Annotated in this window: 20 protein-coding genes and 1 pseudogene; 9 read left to right on the top strand and 12 right to left on the bottom strand. The window is 57.1% G+C overall.

What is annotated here, in order from left to right; all coding sequences use genetic code 11:
- Positions 1–55: 55 nt before the first annotated feature.
- Positions 56–1,813, bottom strand: a complete 1,758-nt coding sequence (locus JXQ78_RS06725) for an ATP-binding protein (protein ID WP_330632711.1) — start codon at positions 1,811–1,813, stop codon at positions 56–58.
- Positions 1,814–1,873: 60 nt separating this feature from the next.
- Entirely contained in the window at positions 1,874–3,100 is a 1,227-nt protein-coding gene (locus JXQ78_RS06720; RefSeq protein ID WP_330632710.1) for a DNA double-strand break repair nuclease NurA, read from the bottom strand.
- A gap of 97 nt (positions 3,101–3,197) precedes the next feature.
- Between JXQ78_RS06720 and gpmI the strand changes: the two genes are divergently transcribed.
- On the top strand, positions 3,198–4,706 hold the full coding sequence (gpmI, locus tag JXQ78_RS06715) for a 2,3-bisphosphoglycerate-independent phosphoglycerate mutase (RefSeq protein ID WP_330632709.1): 1,509 nt from the start codon (positions 3,198–3,200) through the stop codon (positions 4,704–4,706).
- Here gpmI and JXQ78_RS06710 read toward each other — a convergent pair.
- A complete protein-coding gene (locus JXQ78_RS06710) occupies positions 4,703–5,548 on the bottom strand; it encodes a COG1361 family protein (RefSeq protein ID WP_330632708.1) in 846 nt (281 codons plus the stop codon). The genes gpmI and JXQ78_RS06710 overlap by 4 nt on opposite strands.
- A gap of 126 nt (positions 5,549–5,674) precedes the next feature.
- Entirely contained in the window at positions 5,675–6,547 is an 873-nt protein-coding gene (locus JXQ78_RS06705; RefSeq protein ID WP_330632707.1) for a hypothetical protein, read from the bottom strand.
- Between the two features lie 347 nt (positions 6,548–6,894).
- On the opposite strand from JXQ78_RS06705, the gene JXQ78_RS06700 reads away from it, so the two are divergent.
- The 3 genes from JXQ78_RS06700 to JXQ78_RS06690 all read left to right on the top strand — a co-directional run bounded on the left by JXQ78_RS06700 (position 6,895) and on the right by JXQ78_RS06690 (position 8,937).
- Positions 6,895–7,368 (top strand): plastocyanin/azurin family copper-binding protein, encoded by a 474-nt coding sequence (locus tag JXQ78_RS06700; protein ID WP_330632706.1) that lies wholly within the window; start codon positions 6,895–6,897, stop codon positions 7,366–7,368.
- Positions 7,369–7,779: 411 nt separating this feature from the next.
- Positions 7,780–8,307 (top strand): hypothetical protein, encoded by a 528-nt coding sequence (locus tag JXQ78_RS06695; RefSeq protein ID WP_330632705.1) that lies wholly within the window; start codon positions 7,780–7,782, stop codon positions 8,305–8,307.
- 261 nt (positions 8,308–8,568) lie between these two features.
- Entirely contained in the window at positions 8,569–8,937 is a 369-nt protein-coding gene (locus JXQ78_RS06690) for a hypothetical protein (protein WP_330632704.1), read from the top strand.
- A gap of 64 nt (positions 8,938–9,001) precedes the next feature.
- Here the strand turns inward: JXQ78_RS06690 and JXQ78_RS06685 are convergent, their stop codons facing one another.
- Positions 9,002–9,676, bottom strand: a complete 675-nt coding sequence (locus JXQ78_RS06685; protein ID WP_330632703.1) for a helix-turn-helix domain-containing protein — start codon at positions 9,674–9,676, stop codon at positions 9,002–9,004.
- Between the two features lie 242 nt (positions 9,677–9,918).
- Here JXQ78_RS06685 and JXQ78_RS06680 point away from each other — a divergent pair, with 242 nt between their 5' ends.
- The 3 genes from JXQ78_RS06680 (at position 9,919) to JXQ78_RS06670 (ending at position 12,766) form a co-directional block, all read left to right on the top strand.
- Positions 9,919–11,004 carry an ABC transporter ATP-binding protein gene (locus JXQ78_RS06680; RefSeq protein ID WP_330632702.1) on the top strand — a complete coding sequence of 362 codons (1,086 nt, stop codon included), beginning with the start codon at positions 9,919–9,921 and terminating at the stop codon, positions 11,002–11,004.
- Positions 11,001–11,894 (top strand): ABC transporter permease, encoded by an 894-nt coding sequence (locus JXQ78_RS06675; RefSeq protein WP_330632701.1) that lies wholly within the window; start codon positions 11,001–11,003, stop codon positions 11,892–11,894. Before JXQ78_RS06680 ends, JXQ78_RS06675 begins: the two co-directional genes overlap by 4 nt.
- Before the next feature lie 170 nt (positions 11,895–12,064).
- A complete protein-coding gene (locus tag JXQ78_RS06670; protein ID WP_330632700.1) occupies positions 12,065–12,766 on the top strand; it encodes a hypothetical protein in 702 nt (233 codons plus the stop codon).
- A 200-nt stretch (positions 12,767–12,966) separates the two neighbouring features.
- Here JXQ78_RS06670 and JXQ78_RS06665 read toward each other — a convergent pair whose 3' ends face one another.
- Positions 12,967–13,935: a hypothetical protein gene (locus JXQ78_RS06665; RefSeq protein WP_330632699.1), complete on the bottom strand. Its 969-nt coding sequence runs from the start codon at positions 13,933–13,935 to the stop codon at positions 12,967–12,969.
- Positions 13,936–14,055: 120 nt separating this feature from the next.
- Between JXQ78_RS06665 and JXQ78_RS06660 the strand changes: the two genes are divergently transcribed.
- Entirely contained in the window at positions 14,056–14,712 is a 657-nt protein-coding gene (locus tag JXQ78_RS06660) for an HD domain-containing protein (RefSeq protein ID WP_330632698.1), read from the top strand.
- A gap of 10 nt (positions 14,713–14,722) precedes the next feature.
- On the opposite strand, the pseudogene JXQ78_RS19030 reads toward JXQ78_RS06660, so the two are convergent.
- The 5 genes and pseudogenes from JXQ78_RS19030 to JXQ78_RS06635 all read right to left on the bottom strand — a co-directional run.
- Positions 14,723–14,911: pseudogene (locus JXQ78_RS19030) on the bottom strand (cysteine synthase); the annotation flags it as partial.
- A gap of 154 nt (positions 14,912–15,065) precedes the next feature.
- The gene (locus tag JXQ78_RS06650; RefSeq protein ID WP_407934042.1) at positions 15,066–15,947 is read right to left on the bottom strand and encodes a universal stress protein; all 882 of its coding nucleotides are present in this window, start codon (positions 15,945–15,947) and stop codon (positions 15,066–15,068) included.
- 86 nt (positions 15,948–16,033) lie between these two features.
- Positions 16,034–17,395: a hemolysin family protein gene (locus JXQ78_RS06645; protein WP_330632695.1), complete on the bottom strand. Its 1,362-nt coding sequence runs from the start codon at positions 17,393–17,395 to the stop codon at positions 16,034–16,036.
- 278 nt (positions 17,396–17,673) lie between these two features.
- Positions 17,674–18,654: a PLP-dependent cysteine synthase family protein gene (locus JXQ78_RS06640; protein WP_330632694.1), complete on the bottom strand. Its 981-nt coding sequence runs from the start codon at positions 18,652–18,654 to the stop codon at positions 17,674–17,676.
- A gap of 49 nt (positions 18,655–18,703) precedes the next feature.
- The gene (locus JXQ78_RS06635) at positions 18,704–19,489 is read right to left on the bottom strand and encodes a BtpA/SgcQ family protein (RefSeq protein ID WP_330632693.1); all 786 of its coding nucleotides are present in this window, start codon (positions 19,487–19,489) and stop codon (positions 18,704–18,706) included.
- Positions 19,490–19,568: 79 nt separating this feature from the next.
- Here JXQ78_RS06635 and JXQ78_RS06630 point away from each other — a divergent pair, with 79 nt between their 5' ends.
- Positions 19,569–20,072 (top strand): gamma carbonic anhydrase family protein, encoded by a 504-nt coding sequence (locus tag JXQ78_RS06630; RefSeq protein WP_330632692.1) that lies wholly within the window; start codon positions 19,569–19,571, stop codon positions 20,070–20,072.
- On the opposite strand, the gene JXQ78_RS06625 is transcribed toward JXQ78_RS06630, so the two are convergent.
- Positions 20,055–20,648, bottom strand: a complete 594-nt coding sequence (locus JXQ78_RS06625; protein WP_330632691.1) for an NUDIX domain-containing protein — start codon at positions 20,646–20,648, stop codon at positions 20,055–20,057. The two genes, JXQ78_RS06630 and JXQ78_RS06625, sit on opposite strands and share 18 nt — an antisense overlap.
- Positions 20,649–20,665: the final 17 nt, after the last annotated feature.

Below are 20,665 nucleotides of genomic sequence, written 5' to 3'. Positions count from 1 at the left end.
AAGAATTCACCGGTAGCTCGGAAAGCTGATCGTTTCAATGTAGAAGATTTGGGCCCTATTCAGTGCTTTCGCGGCCGTGTCTGGTAACGCAGTTCGATAATCCGATAATTTCGACGGGTTCTGAATTGTCGGGTGAGTAGACGACCATCTGTCCCTTCTCCATGTACGGTACTTTCGATTCGAGGCTACGCGGGATATTGACGGCCTTGATGGCGTCCTCGTCGCCGAGATTGAGGACAATCGTGGTGTTGATCTGTTTGAACACCGGGTCGGCGATATCCTGTGGATCCTGCGTGATAAGAAACAGTCCGAGGCGCTCTTTTCGGCCCTGTTTTGCGGCTTCTGTGAACGATTGGATCACCTTTTGTGCCTGTGGCGTATCGGCGTCGGTGAGGAAGTTGTGTGCCTCGTCCATGCCGATGACGAGCGGTGTGTGTGCGATCCGCTCGTAGTCGGCGTCGTTCGAGAGCTTCTGGCTGATGAGAAGATTCGCCAGCGCGAGCACGACCGTCTCTTTCGCGCGTGCGCTATTGAGATGATAGGTAGGCACAACGCTGACGCCACCGGGTCTGACGAACTGTTCGACGAGGTCGGTGATCGGTGGTGCGTCCTGGTCGAAGATCGGCCCGAAGCCGCCGGTGCGTCTCCGGACGGCGTTGAACGTCGCCTCATGAATCCGACCGCTGTCGCTCAGTCGCTCGCGAAGATCATCCGATAAAAACTCGCGAAACGCCCGGTAGCTGCCGTCCGGTTGCTCGCTGAAAAATCGCTTGATCAGATCGATGAGTGCGGGATACTGGTTTTCATTGAGTCCGCCTCGGGCGATGAGCCATGGATTGGACTGCACCATCGAGAACGAAATTGTGAACGGAACCTGTTCGGCGCGGTGGTGTCCACCGCCGTAGCTGGCCGATCCGACGACGGGAACGAACGCTTTCGTATCCTCGTGGCCACCGTGAGCAATGCTTTCCTGGTCGTACTGACGAGCCGTTTCTGTCGTCAGTGTGTCGTTGTCGTCGTGGAGCTGTGCGTACTCGTCCTGTGGATCGAACTGCACAAGCGCCAGCTGGGGCGAACGACCGTCGGGCATCTCATAGCGGCGTTCGAAATACTGCCTGAGGATGTTCTTTGCGGCGTGGGTTTTTCCCGATCCGGTGCCACCGGCGATCAGCGAGTGCCGAAAGACGAGGGGGTCGCCACCCTCATCGGAGTCATCAAGCCGATAATCGATCGTTGGTGGTTCCGCCGCTGTTTTGACTTTCTGGCCACCGACTGCAAGATGGCCGAGAAACACACCAGTGTCCGGGATTTTCAGCCCCGTTTTGATCTCTTCGGTGTCCGTTGCCCGCTCGACGATCGTTTCTGGCATCGGCACCCGGTCGGTCATCCGTCGGGTGAGCTCCTCGTGTTGTTCGTACAGCACGGCCACCGGCTCAAGCGTCGCGATGAACTTATAATCGTGCTCGTCGATCTCCTCGGAGCGCATTGCTCGCCTGGCATGGATCTCGTTGGCGTCGTCCGAGCGAAACTCCTGGGCGTACTCCAGTCCCGTGATCCGGGCAAACAGCCGCTCTTCGTCGGGATACGGAACGAGCAGATACGTGCCAATGCGAACGTCCTGTCGGTTCTCGACGGTGATATACGCCCGCAGGCAGGTGTCGTCGGGCTCCTCGTCGATTTTTAGCCCTTCGGACGCGGACAACATGCCGATGCCGTGGTCCTGTCCCTGCTGAGAAACAGAAAGCTCATCGAACGTTTCACTCAGGGACTCGTCGTCGAAGGTCACCTCCGTGACGTCCTCGAACTCCTCCATACGCCGTATGGGAGGAGGAGCTACTAACAGCTTTTTCAGTTCGTCCGAATTGATGGTCTCTCAGAGGCCCCAGCGCTCCGTTCGTTTGGCGTCGTAGCTGCTGTCGCGTTCGGCTTCGAGCGTCTGTTCGAGTGCGGACTGGAGCGCTCGGGTTTCGTCTTTGCTGATTTTCGCTAAGCTGTCTGCTTTCTCCACAGCCAGCGGTGGCCCCTGTTCGACGGCCACGCCTTTGAGAATCTGCCGGGTGAGCTGTTCACGCCGGGTTTTATCCCGGGTAAAGACGGCAGGCGCTTCCAGTCGGTAGACGATCCCGTCGCGAGGATCGTAGATCACACAGTAGGTAACCTCGTACTCGGCGGGGTCGCGCCGCCGTTCGACGCCACAGGCGTCACCGTCGGCCGATAGCAGCTCATCCTGGCCGCCGCGTGATCGGAACCAGTTGGTGAACGTCAGTGCCTCGTCGTCATCGGGCTCTAACAGCTGTGAAAAGAAGGCGGCGTCGTTGACCCACGGTGCGTTTCCACGCCGTTTCTCGACGGTTCTGGTGATCATTCGCGACAGCGGCGTTTTCACGAAGCCAACCAGGGGAACGTCGCGTTCTGCGAACCGCTCGACGATGCGGATGTAGTTCTCGATCACGTCGTGTGGCCGTTCGTTGTCGTCGAGCAGTCGTCGTAGCTCTTCGCTGCGCTGCCAGTTCAGCAGTCCACGCGGGTAGATCGGGCCGTCGAGCACCAGCAGCTCTTCGACGCGGTCGGCCTGTTCGAGGACGTGCTCGCTTTCTGCGAGATACAGCGCGAGATCGTGGACAACGGCGGATTCGCCACGGCTCACGCGCGGGGTGTGGAGCACGCGTTTTCGCATGAACCCGTCGTCGCGCCGTCGCCAGCCACCATGAAAATCGATCGTCGCGTCGTTCGAGTGGACGGTCATTACAACGGTTCGACGACGATGGAGGTCGAGATCCGATGGAATGGCGCTCATCACGGCCTGGGCAACGTCGAGCACGAGGCCGTTTTTGAACGTCGTTGGGTTGATCGTTCCCGAATCCAGTCCGTGGCGTGTTTCGAACGGATCGTCGGCCAGCGCAATCCCTTCGATCGACACCTTGCGACGCGAGAGCTCACCAATCGGTTCGAGCAGCGTTCTTCCCTGCCATTCCAGCGGGTCGAGCTGTTCGGTCCAGATCGCTTCGGCGAGATCGCGGTAGTCCATCAGGCTTGCGTCCCGCTGGATCCGATCGGCGAGCTGCGTGATTCCCTTGAAATGGACCGGATCGAGAGTCACGGTGGTGATGTCGCCGGCCGGTGGTAAAAAGCCCCCGAGTGTCGAGTGGTCCTCTCATAAGCGAAGGCTAGTTACTGATCGCTCGCCAGCGTTCGGTATGGACGCTGCGCTGGTTGTGCTCGATGGCTGGGGAATCGGGAGTGGCTTCCGCGATGCGGTTGGGGGCGCTCGGACACCCACGATGGATCGGCTCACACAACGCTTTCGTTCGACAACGCTTCGGACGGATGGCCATTCGGTAGGGCTGCCCGAGGGGCAGATGGGCAACAGCGAGGTCGGTCATCTCACGATCGGGGCTGGACGGGTGATTCTGCAGAGCTCGACGCGGATCAATCGGGCGATCGATGACGGCTCGCTCGCTGACAATGGGGCGATTCAGGACGCGATCGAGTTCGCACGCGAGCACGATGGGCGGGTGCATCTCTGTGGACTACTGAGCGATGGCGGCGTCCACTCCGCCCAGCGCCATCTTCACGCACTGCTCGAACTGCTCGCAGACGAGGGCGTTGATGCGGTTACGCACGCGTTCACTGATGGACGCGACACCGCACCCACTGGTGGCGTGGAGTATCTTGCCGACCTCTCGGCGGTGATTGATCGCGTCGGCACGGGTGCAATCGCCACCGTTTCCGGTCGTTACTACGCGATGGATCGTGACGAGAACTTCGAGCGGACCAGACGCGCCTACGATGCGATCGTCAATCGCGACGCCGAGCGTGTTGCCCCCGACGCCATCACGGCGCTGGAGCGCTCCTACGAGGAGGATGTCACCGACGAGTACGTCGTACCCACGCTCATCGAGGGCGCGCCGGCGCTCTCTGATGGTGATGCGGTGCTCTGGTTCAACTTCCGGGCTGATCGCGCTCGCCAGCTGGTGCGCATGCTCGCAGACATCCGTCCGGAGTGGTCGTTCGACACCGATCCACCGGCCACCGAGATCGTCACGATGACCGAGTACGACAGCACGTTCGATCTTCCGGTGGTGTTTCCACCGAACGAGCCGACGGAGACGCTGGGTGAGGTTGTTGCCGATGCCGGCAAGACGCAGTATCGACTCGCCGAGTCGGAGAAGTATGCGCACGTGACCTACTTTCTCAACGGCGGTCGTGAGGTCGAGTTCGACGGCGAACAACGGACGATCGTGAAGAGTCCGGATGTGCCCACGTATGACGAGCAGCCCGAAATGAACGCCCACTCGCTCACCGACGAGGCGATAGCGGCCATCGAGACGGAGGATCCCTCGTTGCTCGTTCTCAACTACGCCAATCCGGATATGGTCGGTCATACCGGCGACTATGAAGCTGCCGTCGCTGCGGTGGAGGCGGTGGACGAACAGCTCGGTCGGCTTGTCGAGGCGGCGCGCAACGCCGGCGCGGATCTCTTCGTGCTCGCTGATCACGGGAACGCAGACGAGATGGGGCCAGCAGATGATCCCCACACCGCACACACCACGAATCCGGTGCCGTTCGTGGCGGTCGCTGATGACGTGGCCGCCATTCGGGACGGTGGCACGCTCGCTGATGTCGCTCCAACCGTGCTCGAGGCGATGGAACTCGAGATTCCAGACACAATGGATGGCACCCCACTCGTCGAGTATCGTCGCTAGTTGTCCGTCGTGATCCGCACTGATTGAGTGATTTTGTTTCCGTCGTATGTGAATTCGTAGGAGAGGTCTCGTTCGCCGTCATTCCGTTGGTCGGCGGATACGTCGAACGATTCGTTCGATTCGGTCACTTCGATTGTTTTCGACTCGCCAGCGGGGACGAGTTCGGTGACTTCGCCAACGGGCATTGCGGTGGCTTCGGGACCGGATCGACTGAGCGCTCCCACGAATCGGCCCGCAATGGAGCCCTCGTTCGTCACTTCAACCGTGATTGTGGGCACCGAGCCCGGAGCAATCGTTTCCTCGATCGATACGTCGGCCGAAAGCGATGGGTGGGGCATGGCGAGTCGATTTTGGAGCTGACTGGATGGCGTCCACTCGCCGTTGGGCCAGCACAATCCGGCGTTGTTCCCGTCGCCTGACGCTGGCAACTCGAAAAGGACCCATCCTTTCCCACGCCGCCTGGTGTACTGTGCGCCGTAGCTGTTGAGAATTGAGTGGGTTTTCGCGATCGGCTCGTGGCTCTCGCCGTCGAACTGGAACGTGAGATCTTCGTGTGCTGGCGGTTTTTTGTCGGTGAATTCGAAATGGAGATACAGATACTGTGTGCTATTACCCCCGCTGAATCGTGCCACGTCTGTATCGATTTTCACCAGCGCCGGCTGGAGTGCCAGCAATGAGATCGGTCCGGTGGGGATCGTCGTTGGGTCGGCTACGACGGTCGGCTCGGGCGTTTCGGTCGGATGTTCCGTCGTTTCCTTTCCCTCCTCGCCGGTGTTACTCGAACAGCCAGCGAACCCAGAGAGTGCGATCCCACAAGCACAGAGAAGCGTACGCCGTCGCATGGTGGCTTATCTGGAGGGAATTGTAAATTCCTTGTGGTGTACTGAAATGCAGACAGAGCTGCTCAAATGGAGATTGCAGCGATGGAGGTTGCATTTCCAGCGTGGCTACTTGGTCGTCAGGTATCGTCACTGTTCGTTTTTGATCTCGACTCGTACGATTTTCCTCGATCTGGATCCGGGCCAATCGAACGAGTAGTAGAGATCCTCTTCGTCGTCCCCACGTTGTTCGGGTGGTACGTCGAATGATTCGTCAGATTCTGTCAGATTGATTCGTTTCGTTTTACCAGCTGGGATGAATTCTGAGATTTTGGCGACTGGAAATTCGGAGAAACCACGGAGGCGCGTGGCTCCCCCCTGTTTGGGGCCACCTCGATTGAGCGTTCCCAGGAACCGTCCCGCAATGGAGCCCTCATTCGTCATTTCGACCGTGATCGACGGCACTGATCCTGGAGAGATCTTCGTTTCCATTGAGATATTAGCCGAAAACCGTGGGTGTTGCTCAGCGAGTCGCGTTCGAATGCGTTCGGTTGGAATCCATTCGTCGTCTGACCAGCGCAATCTGGCGTCGGTTGCGTCACCCGTTGCTGGCAACTCGAAGAGAAGCCATCCGGTTCCTCGGTGTCTGGTGTATTCTGGGCCGTAGTTGTTGAGAATCGACATGGTGTTGACCCTGGCCATCGGATAGATCGTTCTGCCACTGAACTCGACGGTGAAATCCTCGCGCGCTGGCGGTTTTTCGTCCGTAAAATCGAGGTCGAGATAGAGATACTGTGATTTTTCACCACGAGTCAATTCTGCGGCATACCTATTGACTCGTACTAACTTTGGCTGGAGTGAGAGAAACGTGACTGGTCCCGGACGGGATGGTGTTTCATTGACTACGACAGTTGGTTCGGGCGTTTCGGTCGGTGTTGTTTCCTCCTCGCCGGTGTTGCTTGAACAGCCAGCGAGCCCCGAGAGCGCGAGTCCACAGGCAGAGAGAAGCGTGCGCCGTCGCATGGTGGCTCATCTGAGGGGTTTTGTAAATTCTTTGTGGTGTACTGGAATACAGATAGGGCTATTCTAAAGGTGGTTGAAGCGATGGTGGTCTAGACCCACAGAGTGGTTCATTAGTTGGGGTATCATCACTTGTTCTTGATTCGTATCGATCGAAACGTTCGGTCTCCAGGCCAATCGAATGAGTAGTAGATGTCTGATTCGTCGTCGCCGCGTTGTTCGGATGGTACGTCGAACGAGTCGCAGGGAATATGTCATTTCCACTTATATATTGGACAACAGAAATAGTGACATACAACCAACAAACCGGGAGACGAACAGTTCTCCGGGCCGCCGGGAGTATCGCAGTTATGGGACTGTTAGCAGGATGTCAGTCAGAGGATGAAGAACCGGAAAGCGTTGAGAATTGGCTCGCTCATGCGAAAGGGTATGATGATTCCATTCAATATATGATTGGTAATAAATCGGTTGCTGTAACGGTCGGTCCCGATGAACTAAATACACCAGAACACCCCCAAACATCTTGGAATGAATCGCAACGGCATAATAACGCAGATGATATTTACAAGTTCGAACCGGCCGCGATCAAAATCTCCCCAGGAACGACCGTAACATGGAAATGGGATGGATGGGGAGGTCACAATGTCGTAGCCACAGACGAGAAGTTTGATAGCAGTGATCCCAAGCCAAATGGTATCTTCACGCATACGTTCAAGTCTCCTGGCACGCACTACTATTACTGTGAGCCCCACAAAGAATCGGGGATGAAAGGAGCAGTCGTGGTTGCAGATTCAGGTACTCAGTCTGAGACATCTACACATTAGTATTGGAATTTCATCGTTGGATATGGAGCGAGGCGTTTCCTCAGTGACGTGAATCGTGACCCCAATCCAGTGCCTAATTCATTCTTCGATGGAGCACTCTCCCACAAACCTGTTATTCGAACAGTCTTTCACAATTATTCCTACATAACTTTATAAGCGATCGGGAAGGCAATGCAACACGAGAGCACAGATGCGCCACGGGGCGTTGCGCGTTCGTGTTGAATGCGCCGGGTGGTCCAAGCACCCGACGCTGGGCTCTCACGAGAAGCGATTGCCCATGCAATGGGAGAACACACGCAACCGTAATTGTACCGACTCGTTGAACCACTACAGCCACAGCTGTGTCGTCTGTCGCCGCCAGCTCCGTGGTCATCGCGATCACCACCTTGGCTGTCCACTCTGGGGGCGACGATGACGCTGCCCCTCTTTCTGTTCAGGGACGACGACCGCAACTGCGTGAACCTTTCCACTGTGGATTCACGCGACGAACTCTCCGAAGCGGAGCTCTATCACGTGGTGGATATCGGCCAGGGAACGTGGTGTCGCCCGTGTCAATCGACTGGCTGTCCGCACGCCACCAGAATCGAACAGATCCTCACAATGGCCGATCTCGCAAGCGAACGAACCGCCTACGAACACTTACCCGGTATTGAGCGGATCACGCGCTATCACGCCACCGGAGAAACAGTGGTGGCCGCAACCTTCGATACGGGCGCTAAAGTCCGCTACCACGAAACCCGAACTGGCGAAATCCATCAGCTCACCTTCCCCGCAACGGATCCCAAATCACCACTCGAAACGATCGACCGACCTGGCTGTTCAAGTGCAGCTGCTGGACTGATCGAGCTGCTCGATTCGTATGGACGTTATCGCAGTCTCGGCTGTCCAACCGGCCTCGAAGACCAGCACCCCGCGCTGGCACGGATCACGACCGAGTAAGAACGGCCGCCGTTCTTTCTCGCTCAAGCAATCGCGATCGAACGGGATGAACTCCTGAATTATCAAACGACACCGTATCAAATGTAAAATACCAGAATTTAATTATAATTAATAAATCGACGATGAATTTATGGGTGGGGCGCACATCTCTTCAGATGCGGCAATGGTAAGTAAATGGTAGTTAAAGAACAAAACAATCGATCTGCATCAACAGAGAATCGAATCAACTCTGAAACTCACACAGACAGCAGGCGTGGGTTTTTGAAAGGGGCTGCAGCCGGAATGCTCGGCATTGCTGGCATCACTGCTGGCGCAAAAACGGCGACAGCAAGCGAGACCTCCGAGGGGATCCACGCACAGGCCGCGAATCGGGTCACTGTGCGGGGTGTCGCTGATCGCACCCGCTACATAATCTATTCGACGAAGCCAATCTGGGGTGGTGATGGCCCCGATGAAAACGGAACGGATTCGTCGTTCGAATACCCACAGGCCATCAAATATGATGGAACGTGGTACGATTATGGACTCGACGGCACCGTCTACGCCAACTACGAGGACACGTTCTATTTCCACGGATACATCGATATCCCCCCAAACGACGGCATCACCTACACCATTGAAGATCGGTGATCTGACTGTCACTGAGAGCGAGTAGCGAATTATGATCCTTTTTTGGTTGTCCCTTGCAGTCGCCTCAAACAACGACCGACTGGATGATCTTCGCCTCTGCGCGGCGAAGATGCTCTCCAACTGTCCCCTGCGCCAGGCCGAGCTCGTCGGCTATATCCGCTTGCGTTGCACGCCGTGGCAGCTCGTAATAGCCCGCAGCGATTGCCGTCCGGACGATCTCTTTTTGTCTGTCCGTCAACTGAGCAATGGGATCGGCTAGCTCCGGTCGGTATTCGCCGGCCCGTTCGAGGCGAAACTCCATCTCCTGGGGAATGCTGGTCATCATTCGCTGCAGCGCTGCGTCTTCTCCGAACAGCGTGACTCGTAATCCATCGGGTGTCTCTCGCATCGGCCAATCAATGCTGATCGCTTCCCTGTCGAAAAGCTCGAACAGTGTCATTTGCAATGCTTCCGGTTCGAACTGGAGATACGCCAGCCACGGATCACCGCCCGTCACTGCACAGGAGATGATCTCTGGTTCCTCGTCTGCTATCGATTCGAACCGGTCAGCATCCCCACGAAACTGGACGATCGCAACGGCGGTCCCATCCTCAAGCAGGTTCTGGTACTGAATTGCCTCCTGTGTTGCGATGAGCGTCCCATCCATCCAGATCTCTCTCGGATCTGTGGTTGTTCCCTGCTCGCTCTGTGAACGAACGTACTCTTCACTCAGAGAGAAGACAACCGTGATGTATCTCATACTCGGTGGAACGACGCACTCATTGTGTTGCTCTCCGGTCTCCTCTCCCGAGCACCGCTGGAATCGGTCTGGGCATACACGTGATCCAAACCGCTACTCCATATAAATAACCCGATTATAATCGGGGTAATTCCTGTTGTGGAACGGCGTTTCTCTTCAGTTGATGGATGAACTAATCCTGAAGCCCATCAACGGCGGATGTACAGACACTCAGAACGACCAGAAAGCAAGATCGAACGACCATGGTAACTGAATCGACCGAAACACCAACGACATGCACGACTGCGATCACGGCGAACAACGTCGAACTCACGTACGCGGATGGCACCCATGCAGTACGCGGCATCGATCTCGAGATTCCTCGGGGCGAATGCTTCGGATTTTTGGGCCCGAACGGCGCGGGGAAAACTAGCGCAATCAAAACGTTCGTAACGTTGTTAGAGCCCACTGGCGGATCGGTGACCGTCAACGGCTACGACGTGGTTACTGATTCTCGAGCGGTTCGGTCGTCGATTGGCTACATGGCCCAGGAGACGAGTATCGATACGGAACTCACCGCCCGCGAGAACATCCAGTTCGCCTGTGAGATGTACGGCGTCCCCCGGAGCAAGCGAGCTGAGCGGATTGATGACCTGTTAGCACTCGTCGATCTCGTGGATGTCGCGGACAAGCAGCCCAGCGATTTCTCAGGTGGGATGAAAAAGCGTCTCGATATCGCGACTGCACTCGTGCATGAGCCCCAACTCGTCTTCTTGGACGAACCGACGACCGGGTTGGATCCGCGGGCCAGAAACCGCCTGTGGGAGTACTTCCGGGCAATCAATCGGCAGGGGACGACCCTGTTTCTTACAACGCAGTATCTGGCAGAGGCCGACGAACTCTGTGACCGTCTGTCGGTGATTCAAGATGGCAAACTCGTCGCCACCGATTCACCGGATGCGCTCAAATCGCAGGTCGGCGGTGACATCCTCGAACTCACGATCGAAGGCTCGACTGCCGATCACCGAGCGCACGCCCAACGAGTCGCCCGTGAGTCAGGTGTATTCGCGGACTGTACGATCGAGACCACCGACGAAGGTATCGCTATCGCGTCCGAGCACGCGCGCCGAGAGGGGACCGACCTCCTCGTCGCGCTGCGAGATGCGGGCCTCACGGTGACAGGGTTCGACGTTCGATCACCGACGCTTGACGACGTCTTCCTCGCTATCACCGGAACGCGAGACGTTCCGGTTAACAGCCAGACGCAGTCTGGCAATATTGACGAGCGAAGCTTGGGTAACAGTCGTGCCCAACCGGAAGCCCTCGCCCAGGACGAGGGGGATCGATGAGTACGACCGACACAGCCGAACGACTGGCGGCTGGCAACAGCTTCTCTGTCGACGTGTGGGTCACGCTCAAACGCTGGCTCAAGAAAGCCGTCCGTAACGCGAGTATAGTGTTCGAGGCACTGCTATCGCCGTTTATCTTTCTGATATTGTTTACGCAGGTGTTCGGGAAACTTGCCGGCGGGCCGATTCAAGACCTGTTCGGAGCAGACATCAACTATATCACCTTTCTCACGCCGGCGATCATCATTGTCACTGCCATGACGGTAGCCATCCAATCTGGAACGGGACTGATCCAGGACATGGATAGTGGCATGTTCGAAAAAATACTCGTCTCACCAACCCACCGGGGGGCGATATTTCTTGGAAAAGCCCTCGCTGATGTGCTCAGGATCGCCTTCCAATCGGCGATCGTTCTCGTGCTCGGATACCTGCTCTTGTGGATCGGTTCCGGTGGCTCGGTCGGGCCCTACATCCAGACGGGACTGGGAGGCGTACTCGGAATCTTCGCCATTGTCATCGTGTATTCGCTGTGGTTTACGGCCTTCTCAATCATCATCGCGCTCGTGACACAAGATATTGAATCGGCCAGTATCTGGATGTATATGACGCACTACCCGTTGCTTTTCTCCTCAAGCGCGTTTCTGCCAATCAGTTTTCTCCCGGAGTGGATGCAGGTCCTGGCAACAGTCAATCCGGTCACATACGGCGTAGATGCCCTCCGTGCGCTGATGCTCGGCCAAGATGTCCTCTCGGTGATCAATGTGACGGCGTTTTCTGGCATCTGGAACACGATTGTGCCAGCGATCGTACTGCTCGGTGTGCTCGACATCGTACTGGGTGGGATCGCCGCCGTCTTGTTGCACCGCGTATCGAGCTCACAGGTCGATTGATCCCAGGAGAACTACATAGCTATCCAATGGTGCAAGCGCGTCGCGATACCACCAGACGACCATCCGTAGCGCCGTCACACCACCAGGACAGTTGAATATTCCACTCTCAGAACCTATCTCCTGGGTTTCTCCCGGAGTAGTTTAGTTGTTCGAACGTCAACGGAGCGACCGTGCTCGTCCCCTCCACGATTTCGCCGCGCGCGGATGATTGCACCCCCGCACAGCACGAGGCTTTGCGTGCCTACTGTGCACGGTACGTCGAGCAACCAGTCTGGTATCGGGATCCGCTGTTGTTCGCGCTCGTGCTTGCGGGCGATAAACCCGCCGCGGATATCACTGCCCACGAATTTGCATTCCCGAACCACCGGTGGGCACCCCATCGAGGCCTGTTCGAGCTCTGTGAGCTGTTCGACCTCTCCACGCGACGGATCGGTCCTGGCGTCGCAAGCGACTGGTTCGTCGCACCGAACGGTGGCCGCCTGGATCTTCTCCCATCGACTGATAAAACCGTGGGCAATCTCGCCTGGCACAGACGACTCGGTACCATCCTCGGCTACCCGCCATCCGCAATCGAGTTTTTCGCCACAACGCCGCCCGGCGAGCGAACGCAACCGAGTGATCTCGTCCGAACGGGCCAGTTTAGCCCACAAGAGATCGCATACACGCGATTTGTCTTCTACGTCCACGATGACTCCATCGAACGATACGAACAGGCAATTGAGGAAGGAAAACAAATGCGCGATCGCTTTTCGACGCTCCAACAACGCTGGAATCTTCCCGCTCTCAATCAGATCGCCACCGGCGTCTACGAGGCGGGCGTCGAGGCACTCGCCGAACTCGCCAACCGACCGCACCAGGACTCAGTAGTATAATTTTTCTGAACAGCGACGACAGAGCTTGTTCCCGTTGGTTGTGGTGTCAATCTCCGTCCAGAACCCACAGTTATCACACTGCACCTTTTTTGCGCCCATTGTATTACTCTGAAAATAATATAGGTAAAAAACCCTTCGGAATATAGCAGTTCTATATCCAGTTGTGTTGTTGCTCCCCAGTGAGTGGTGCCCGCCGTGAGCTACCCTTCGTCGTCGGAGATGACTTCTACATCGTCGTCTGCGGTGAGATCCAGCGTGAACGCATCATCAGAAACGCTGTTGACGCTCACGTTCGTATACGTGGTGGTAATCGTCTTATCACCGAGATACACCGCATCGTCGGGATCGTCGGTGTCGTTCCTAACGCTTCTGTCTCCTGGGTCCTCTAGCTCATCGACCGTTATGTTTGCCATCGAATCGAGGTGGGGTTTCTGTGCCGTCTGTTTCAACACGACGCCAGTATCGGTGTCGACGTAGAACGTCTGGGCGGCGTAGTACGCTTTGTGTCCTCCGTTTGGATTTCCATCGAGCTCGATTACGTACGCTTTTTCTCCACGAACTGTTTCGTTGCCCGCGAATTCGATCGCGTTTTCGCGTTTCAACTCCGCGGGATTTGCATCGAAGATATTGTACTCGCCATTGTACGATCTGAAGTGGGCGTATCCGGGATTCTCTCGGTCAGTATTCCGAGAGCGGTCGTATCGTTCGATTGCATATTCGTTTTGATCAGGGAGGTAGGTGATTTCGGCACTCCGATTTCGGATGTGGAACGACTTTTTCTCGGCCGTGTCTGGCGACCATCGGGAAACGTTGGTGAGCACGCCATCGTCGGTGTATTTCACCTGCACGTGCCAGTTCATGACGTGTTCCATCGTGCTTCCGTTCGAAAGCTCTGTCACCGTTCGTTCGGTGATGGACGCCTCATAACTAGATATTCTGTCGTGTTTCTCATCGAGCTCCTCCATCACGGCGTTCGTTTTTTCACTCATCGGAGGGATGGGCCCCATCGTCTCGGTGTACTCCGTCCCACCGTTGCTGGTGTTGGTTGCAGAGGGTGGTCCCTCCTGGGAACCGTCGAAGCTACCACCAAGACATCCTGTGAGAACGACGACGAGACAGACGCCAATCACGGCAAGCCCCTGGCCGTGATATGGTGGTCGGTATGTCATTTGTGACGATCTATCTCCCAATAACTGTCGGTATTATATAGGTTTTGAGGGAAGTACCAGCCGCTGAGAATCGGTATGTAATCGAAACATCTCCCTGTGCGTAGCGGAGAGTCTCTGTCGATGTCACCGAACCTCTCCTCACTCGCTCGTTCGCTCGCTATTCCGTACTATGAGGATGCACTCCCTGGCCACGATCAGTATCACGCCGCCAGGGTGCGTGATCTCTCTATTCGACTGGCTGACACACTCGATGAATCCGTTGATCTCGAACTGCTCGCAGCTGGGGCCTGGTTGCACGATATCGGACGCCCACGAGAACGAACCGGGTCGATCGACGATCACGACCGCTGGGGTGCGAAAAAAGCCAGAGTGCTTCTCACCGACGCAGGGGTCAACTCCGAGCGCGTCGAACGGATCTGTGCGTGTATCCGCTCGCACTCGATTCGTGATAGCTCGCCAACACCGGACACGCCAGAGGCACGACTCCTGTTCGATGCGGATAAGCTAGATGCGATCGGCGCGATTGGCATCGTCCGACTGGCGTGTATCGTTGGTGAGCGATCCGGTCGAGCGGGATCGGCGTACGCGAGCCTCGATGTCGGTTCAGCACACGAGCTGACGCCACCGGACCGACCGGACGTAGCCCTGCTCAAGGGGTGGGCGAAAGAGCGCCTTGCGGCGTTACACACTCCTGGAGCCAGACGGCTCGGCGAATCCCGCTGGGCGTTCGTCGAGACATTTTTCGAACGGTTTGACGCGGAGTTAGATACTGCGTGATCGTCCACTTTCACCCGTCCCACCCTTCGAACGAGCCATAAATCCCCTTCGAGAGATAGCGCTCGCTCGTGTCGGGAAACACTGTGACGACGGTCTGGTGTGGAACTGAGAGCTCGTCCCGGTCAATCCGGTTTGCGACAGTCCTGGCAGCGTGGCTCGCAGCGCTTGCGCTTGAGCCGACGAGATGGCCCTTCTCTTGGTCCGAATCCCCACTCGAAACGATCGACAGGCCAGGCTGTCAGAATGCGCCAGTAGGGATGATCGAACTGCTCAATGTTCCTGCCAGTATCGCAGCTTCGGCTGTCCAACAGGAAATCAGGATCGATGACGGATCGTGATCAGTGCACGTGTGATCACTCGTGAGCAGCATCCTCGGAACCGACGGTGATGACCGGCACTGGCACTGACCGGACAGCTGTTTCAGCAACGCTTCCGAGCAAAATGCGCTCTGTGCCACGCCGCCCAGTCGTTCCCATAACGACGGCGTCGATATCATTCGTCTCGATGCAGTCGAGAATGCCATCCACTGGACTGTCCGTTTCGAGATGTTGCTCTACAGTGTCGATGCCCTGTTCGGCCGCCATCGAAACCAGCTCGTCGATAGCATCCTGTGCTGGTTGCACAGGGGCTTTTGCGGACTCTGTCGAGAGTAGATCAGTGTCGTGAGTGTTCGCGTCCACGACAGAGAGCACATGAACCGTTGCCGCCAGTGACGAGGCAAGCGACAGCCCGTGGGTTGCTGCATGCGCTGCTGTCTCGCTTCCGTCGGTGGGGATGAGCACGTCGTCGTAAGGGAACGCAAACTGTTCGTCCGGCTGCATTCGGGCTGTCAACACCGGAACTGATGAAAGACGCACCACCTTCTCGGTTGTGCTGCCGATGAGATACCGAGAGAGTCCAGTCCGTCCGTGCGTTGGCAGTACGACGAGATCGTACCCGTAGCGCTCTGCGTACTCGGCGATCGTCGGTGCTGGATTGCCCTGCACGACGTCCGTGCTGTATTCCACACCGAGCGAATCGAGCGTGTCGCCTGCCTCTGAAACGACGGTTTCGCCCCGTTCTGCGAGTGCATCGACCGTGTTGCCCTTGATAACGGTGACGCTATCCCGTGTTGTATCTGCGACGTAGAGGACCTGGACTGTCGCACCAGCCCAGTGAGCGAGTTCGCCGGCGTGATGGAGAATCGTGGCTGCACCGTCACTGCCGTCATATGGAATGAGAATGGACTCGTACATGATCCGGTGGGGGCTGTATGAGGGCCGGTTCCCTAATGGTTGTGCCAGCAGTGCCGTCGGTATCTCCGGGCTCTCATCGACGACCACTACTCCTCTTCGGTAGGTTCTTTTGGGTCACGATCGACGGAGACGCGAACCTTCTGGATACGGGTGTTATCGAGCTGTTCAGCGCGCAGTGTGATGTTTTCGTAGGTGAATTCCTCGCCTTGATCGACGAGTCGGCCGGCCCGATTGAACAGAAAGCCAGCGATCGTCTCGAATTCCTCACCCTCGGGGAGTACGACCGCAAGCGCCTCGTTGACCTGTTCGATGTTGACAGACCCATCGACCAGCACGGTGTCGTCGTTGACGAACTCGATCGGATGTTCTTCACCACCACCGAGAATCTCACCGACGATCTCTTCGATCACGTCTTCCATCGTGATAAGCCCCTCCATGGCTCCGAATTCATCAACCACGATGACCATGTGCATCCGCTCTTCGCGCATTTCCGAAAGGAGCTCGTCGACGTTTTTCGATTCAGGAACGTGCAATGTGGGGGTTGCCACCGAATCGACCGTCTGGTCACTGTGTGTCGCCTGAGAGCCATCTGGGAGTTCACGGATGTCGAACACACCGATCACGTTGTCGAGCGACTGCTCGTACACGGGCATCCGAGCGTGTCCTGCCTCTATGCACGCGGCGATCGCCTCCTGAATGGTCGCTTCGCCCTCGATCGCCTGAATGTCGAGACGGGGAGTCATCACTTCCTTGGCGGTCGCATCGGTGAATCGGAGCGTTCGCTGGAGCATCTGACGTTCCTCCTCGTTGAGGACGCCCTCGCGCTCCCCGGTGTTGATCATATTCTGCAACTCGGTGCGGGTAACGTACGACGATTCGATTGATGTGCCGCCACCAGTGAGTTTGTTGACGGCTCTGGTCAAATAATAGAAGAGCGTGATGAGTGGCCAGAGCAGTTTACCGATAATTTTCAGTGGTGGGGCGACTGTCCGGGCCCACTTGCCAGTGTTCTCGACGGCGTAGGACTTGGGCGCACTCTCACCGAACAGCAAGACCATCGACGTGATCCCGAACGAAGAGACGAGCACGGCGGTTCCAGGATCGAAATAAAACCCGACGACAGTCGTCGAAATCGAGGACATCGTGATGTTGACCATGTTGTTGCCAACCAGGATCGTCACGAGCAAGCGGTGTGGGTCTTCTTTGAGCGATTTGACCACCTGTGCTCCCCGCTTTCCCTCCTCAATCATCGCATCAACGCGATGCACTGGCAGTGAAAACAACGCGATCTCGGAAGACGAAAAAAATCCTGATCCCATGAGAAGGAGCAAAATCAGAACGATGCCGATGGCAGTGATTTCTGATTGTCCCAGTTCGACACCTACTATCGGTACCGTGTACAATATGCTACCTCCCGCAGATGCTACTGTGAGTCCGGGTATCCTCATCAGTGTTGGCTATTACTTGTGGCCAGAATTAACACTTGTGCACGCCTCTACGGTCTGTTTTCGATAGAATGAAGGAATTGTGGGAAGAAATAACTGTTTCAACTTCATCGGACCGTCTGGGTTTTGACTGTCACTGGACTTCGGATTGGGAGGGGAGTTTTCATCGATCAGTATACGTTAGCATTCAAATGTGCGATGAGTGACGATCTTCCTGCGCTGGCACGCTCAATCGCACTTCCATACTACGAGCATGCGCTTTCGGGACACGATGAGTCAGCTCATCCGCTCCACTCTTCGAATGAATTATAAATCCCCTTCGAGAGATAGCGCTCGCTTGTGTCGGGAAACACTGTGACGACGGTCTGGTGTGGAACTGAGAGCTCGTCCCGGTCAATCCGGTTTGCGACAGCCCTGGCAGCGTGGCTCGCAGCGCCTGCGCTTGAGCCGACGAGATGGCCCTCTTCTCGTGCCAGCCGTTTCAGCTCGGTGTGTGCATCGCGATCGCTCACTTGCTCGATTGTATCGACCAGTGTAGGATCGAACAGTTCGTTCGTGGTGGGATCCGAGGTACCGATTCCTTCGATCTTATACTCCTCGTGCTCTGGGGACCCATCGAGCAACGAACCGTACACCGAGCCTTCCGGTTCGACGGCACAGATATGCGTGTCACCGTTCTGTTCTCTGGCGTATTTGGCGATCCCCATCAGTGTTCCAGCGGTGCCACAGCCGACAACGATCGCACCAACCTCGTCTGCGAGTGCTCCATAGATCTCCGGGCCGGTCGTCGCGTAGTGGGCCTCCGTATTCAACGGATTCGCAAACTGCTGGGGAACGACGCTGTTATCGATTTCGTCGGCAAGCTCGTGGGCTCGATCGACAGCACCGCTCATTTCGTCTTCTGTCGGGGTGTTTTCGACACGGGCACCCAGCGCTTGCATGAGCTGTTGTTTCTCCTTGCTGAACCGCTCGGGAACCACGAATATTGCGTTCAATCCCAGCTGCTGGGCAGCAATCGCGAGTCCGATTCCAGTGTTGCCGGCCGTCGGCTCGATCACCGTCCCGCCGGGATCGATCTCACCACGGTCTAACATCGCTCGAAGCATGTAGCGGCCAATGCGATCTTTCACGCTCGCACCAGGATTGAATGTCTCCAGTTTGGCGTACACGTCCACCGACGGCGGCCCAACGTCGATCGCAACCAGCGGCGTCTCGCCAACTGTCTCGAGGACTGAGGACAACGGCTGCTCGTGTTCGGTCATTAACTGGCAATACTTGCACGACGCGACATATTAATGTTCCCTGAGGGATCTACCGGGCGCTCACAATTTGCTCTACGCGGTCCCCATCCACTGATTTGGATGGGTTCCCATCGACTTTCAATGCTGAGCCGACGATAGCGCCGTCTGCGATGGTGAGCAGTTCGCTGATGGTGTCGGGCGTTGCGCCGCTACCAACGAGCACCGGTATCGAGGCCTGGTGAGCAATTTCCGTTACCGTTCGTAGCTCGCCGGCATCGGTCGACTCGCCGGTGGCGGCTCCGGAGACGATCACGGCATCAACGTTGCCGCGTTCGATGAGATCTCTGGTTTCGTCGTCGATCGATTCTGTTCCGAGTGTGCTGGCGTGTTTGACGCCCACATCGGCGAACACGCGTACTTGCGTTGCGTCGATGTGCTCGCGGAGTCTGAGCGTTTCGTGGGCCCGTCCGTCGATTCGTCCCTGATCGGTGACTTTCGCGCCGGTGTGGACGTTGACGCGGATGAACTCGCCACCAGTGGCCGCGGCGACCGAGAGCGCTGCTGTAGCATCGTTTCTGAGCACGTTGATACCCACCGGGATGTCGATTGCATTCTGAATGGCCGTCCCTACGCGTGTCATCTCCGCGACCACATGGTGTGGCACGTTGTCGGGGTAGAACGGCGCGTCGCCGAAGTTTTCGACCAACACGGCGTCAACACCGCCCTCGGCGAGCGTTCGTGCATCAGACAGTGCGCGATCGATGATCGCTTCTCGATCGCCGTCGAATCCCGGTGCCCCAGCGAGTGGCTTGAGATGGACCATTCCAATGATGGTCGAGCCGTCGATGCGTACCATGTCTCTTCTGGCAGGAGCGTCTACTTTTCCGTTCGGATGCTGACCGACGATTTATAGCGCTGTGTCCCAGCGATTCGATATGGTACTCCGTTCGTTTGAGGGATCAGAACCGACGATTCACGACTCCGCGTACATAGATGAGACGGCCGTCATCATCGGTGACGTGACGATCGAGAAGGATGCGAGCATCTGGCCCAACACGACGCTCCGTGGCGATCACGGCGAGATCGTCATCAGGGAGGGCGCAAACGTTCAGGACAATGCGGTCTGTCACGAGGGCGTCGAAATCGGCCCCTACGCAACGGTTGGTCACACCGCGATCGTTCATGCGGCCACGGTCGGTGAGCGGGCGCTGATCGGCATGCAGGCGACAGTGCTTGATGGTGCGACGATCGGCGATCGCGCGCTCATCGGCGCTGGTAGTGTCGTCACGGAGAACACCGACATCCCACCGCAGTCGTTTGCGATTGGGACGCCCGCAGAGGTGAAACGGACCGATGACGAAACGCCCTGGACGTACGCCGGCGATCACTACGTTGAGCTCGCAAACCGCTATCAGGAACACTCAGAACAACTCGATTGACTCCGAATACAACCGCCGTGTGCCGGTTGTGAGCTGGCTTTCTTCGGGCGGTGTCTCGAACCAGGCCGCGCCGTTCAGTTCGCTCGGCTGAATCGAAATCGAGCCATCCGTATACGTCCCATGAAAGAAGACGCGCAAACAGTGCAATCGCTCGTCATAGCCCTCGCAGGTTGAGATTTCGTGTCTGAAATGGTTGATCGACGTTGGCGTACAGTCGATCCCTGTCTCTTCTGTGACCTCTCGGACCACGGTCTCTGCCATGGTTTCGCCGGCTTCGTGGCCGCCACCCGGCGCGGCCCACAGCGTCCCGCCACGGTGGCGGATCAGCAGCGTTGACGGCCGTTCGTCGAGGTCGTCGGGCATCGACGCCGACAGCGGCGGTCGATCAGCTGGCTGGCGGCGAACGAGCGCGTAGGCACTGCCGACGTACCCATCTTCAGAGAGCGCACGCCACTGCTCAAACGTCTCCGGGTCAGGCGTGTCCTGGCGCTCGATCACCGGTGCGTCTCCGAATTCGTCCCGACACTGTTCGATCTGTTGTTCGATGGCCTTGAGCTGGAGATCGGTGGATGGCATGGGGGATGCAGAGTCAC

It is taken from the genome of Halocatena halophila, from assembly GCA_027563145.1.
GTDB classification, from domain to species: domain Archaea; phylum Halobacteriota; class Halobacteria; order Halobacteriales; family Haloarculaceae; genus Halocatena; species Halocatena halophila.
This window is presented reverse-complemented; position numbering and strand designations above follow the sequence as displayed.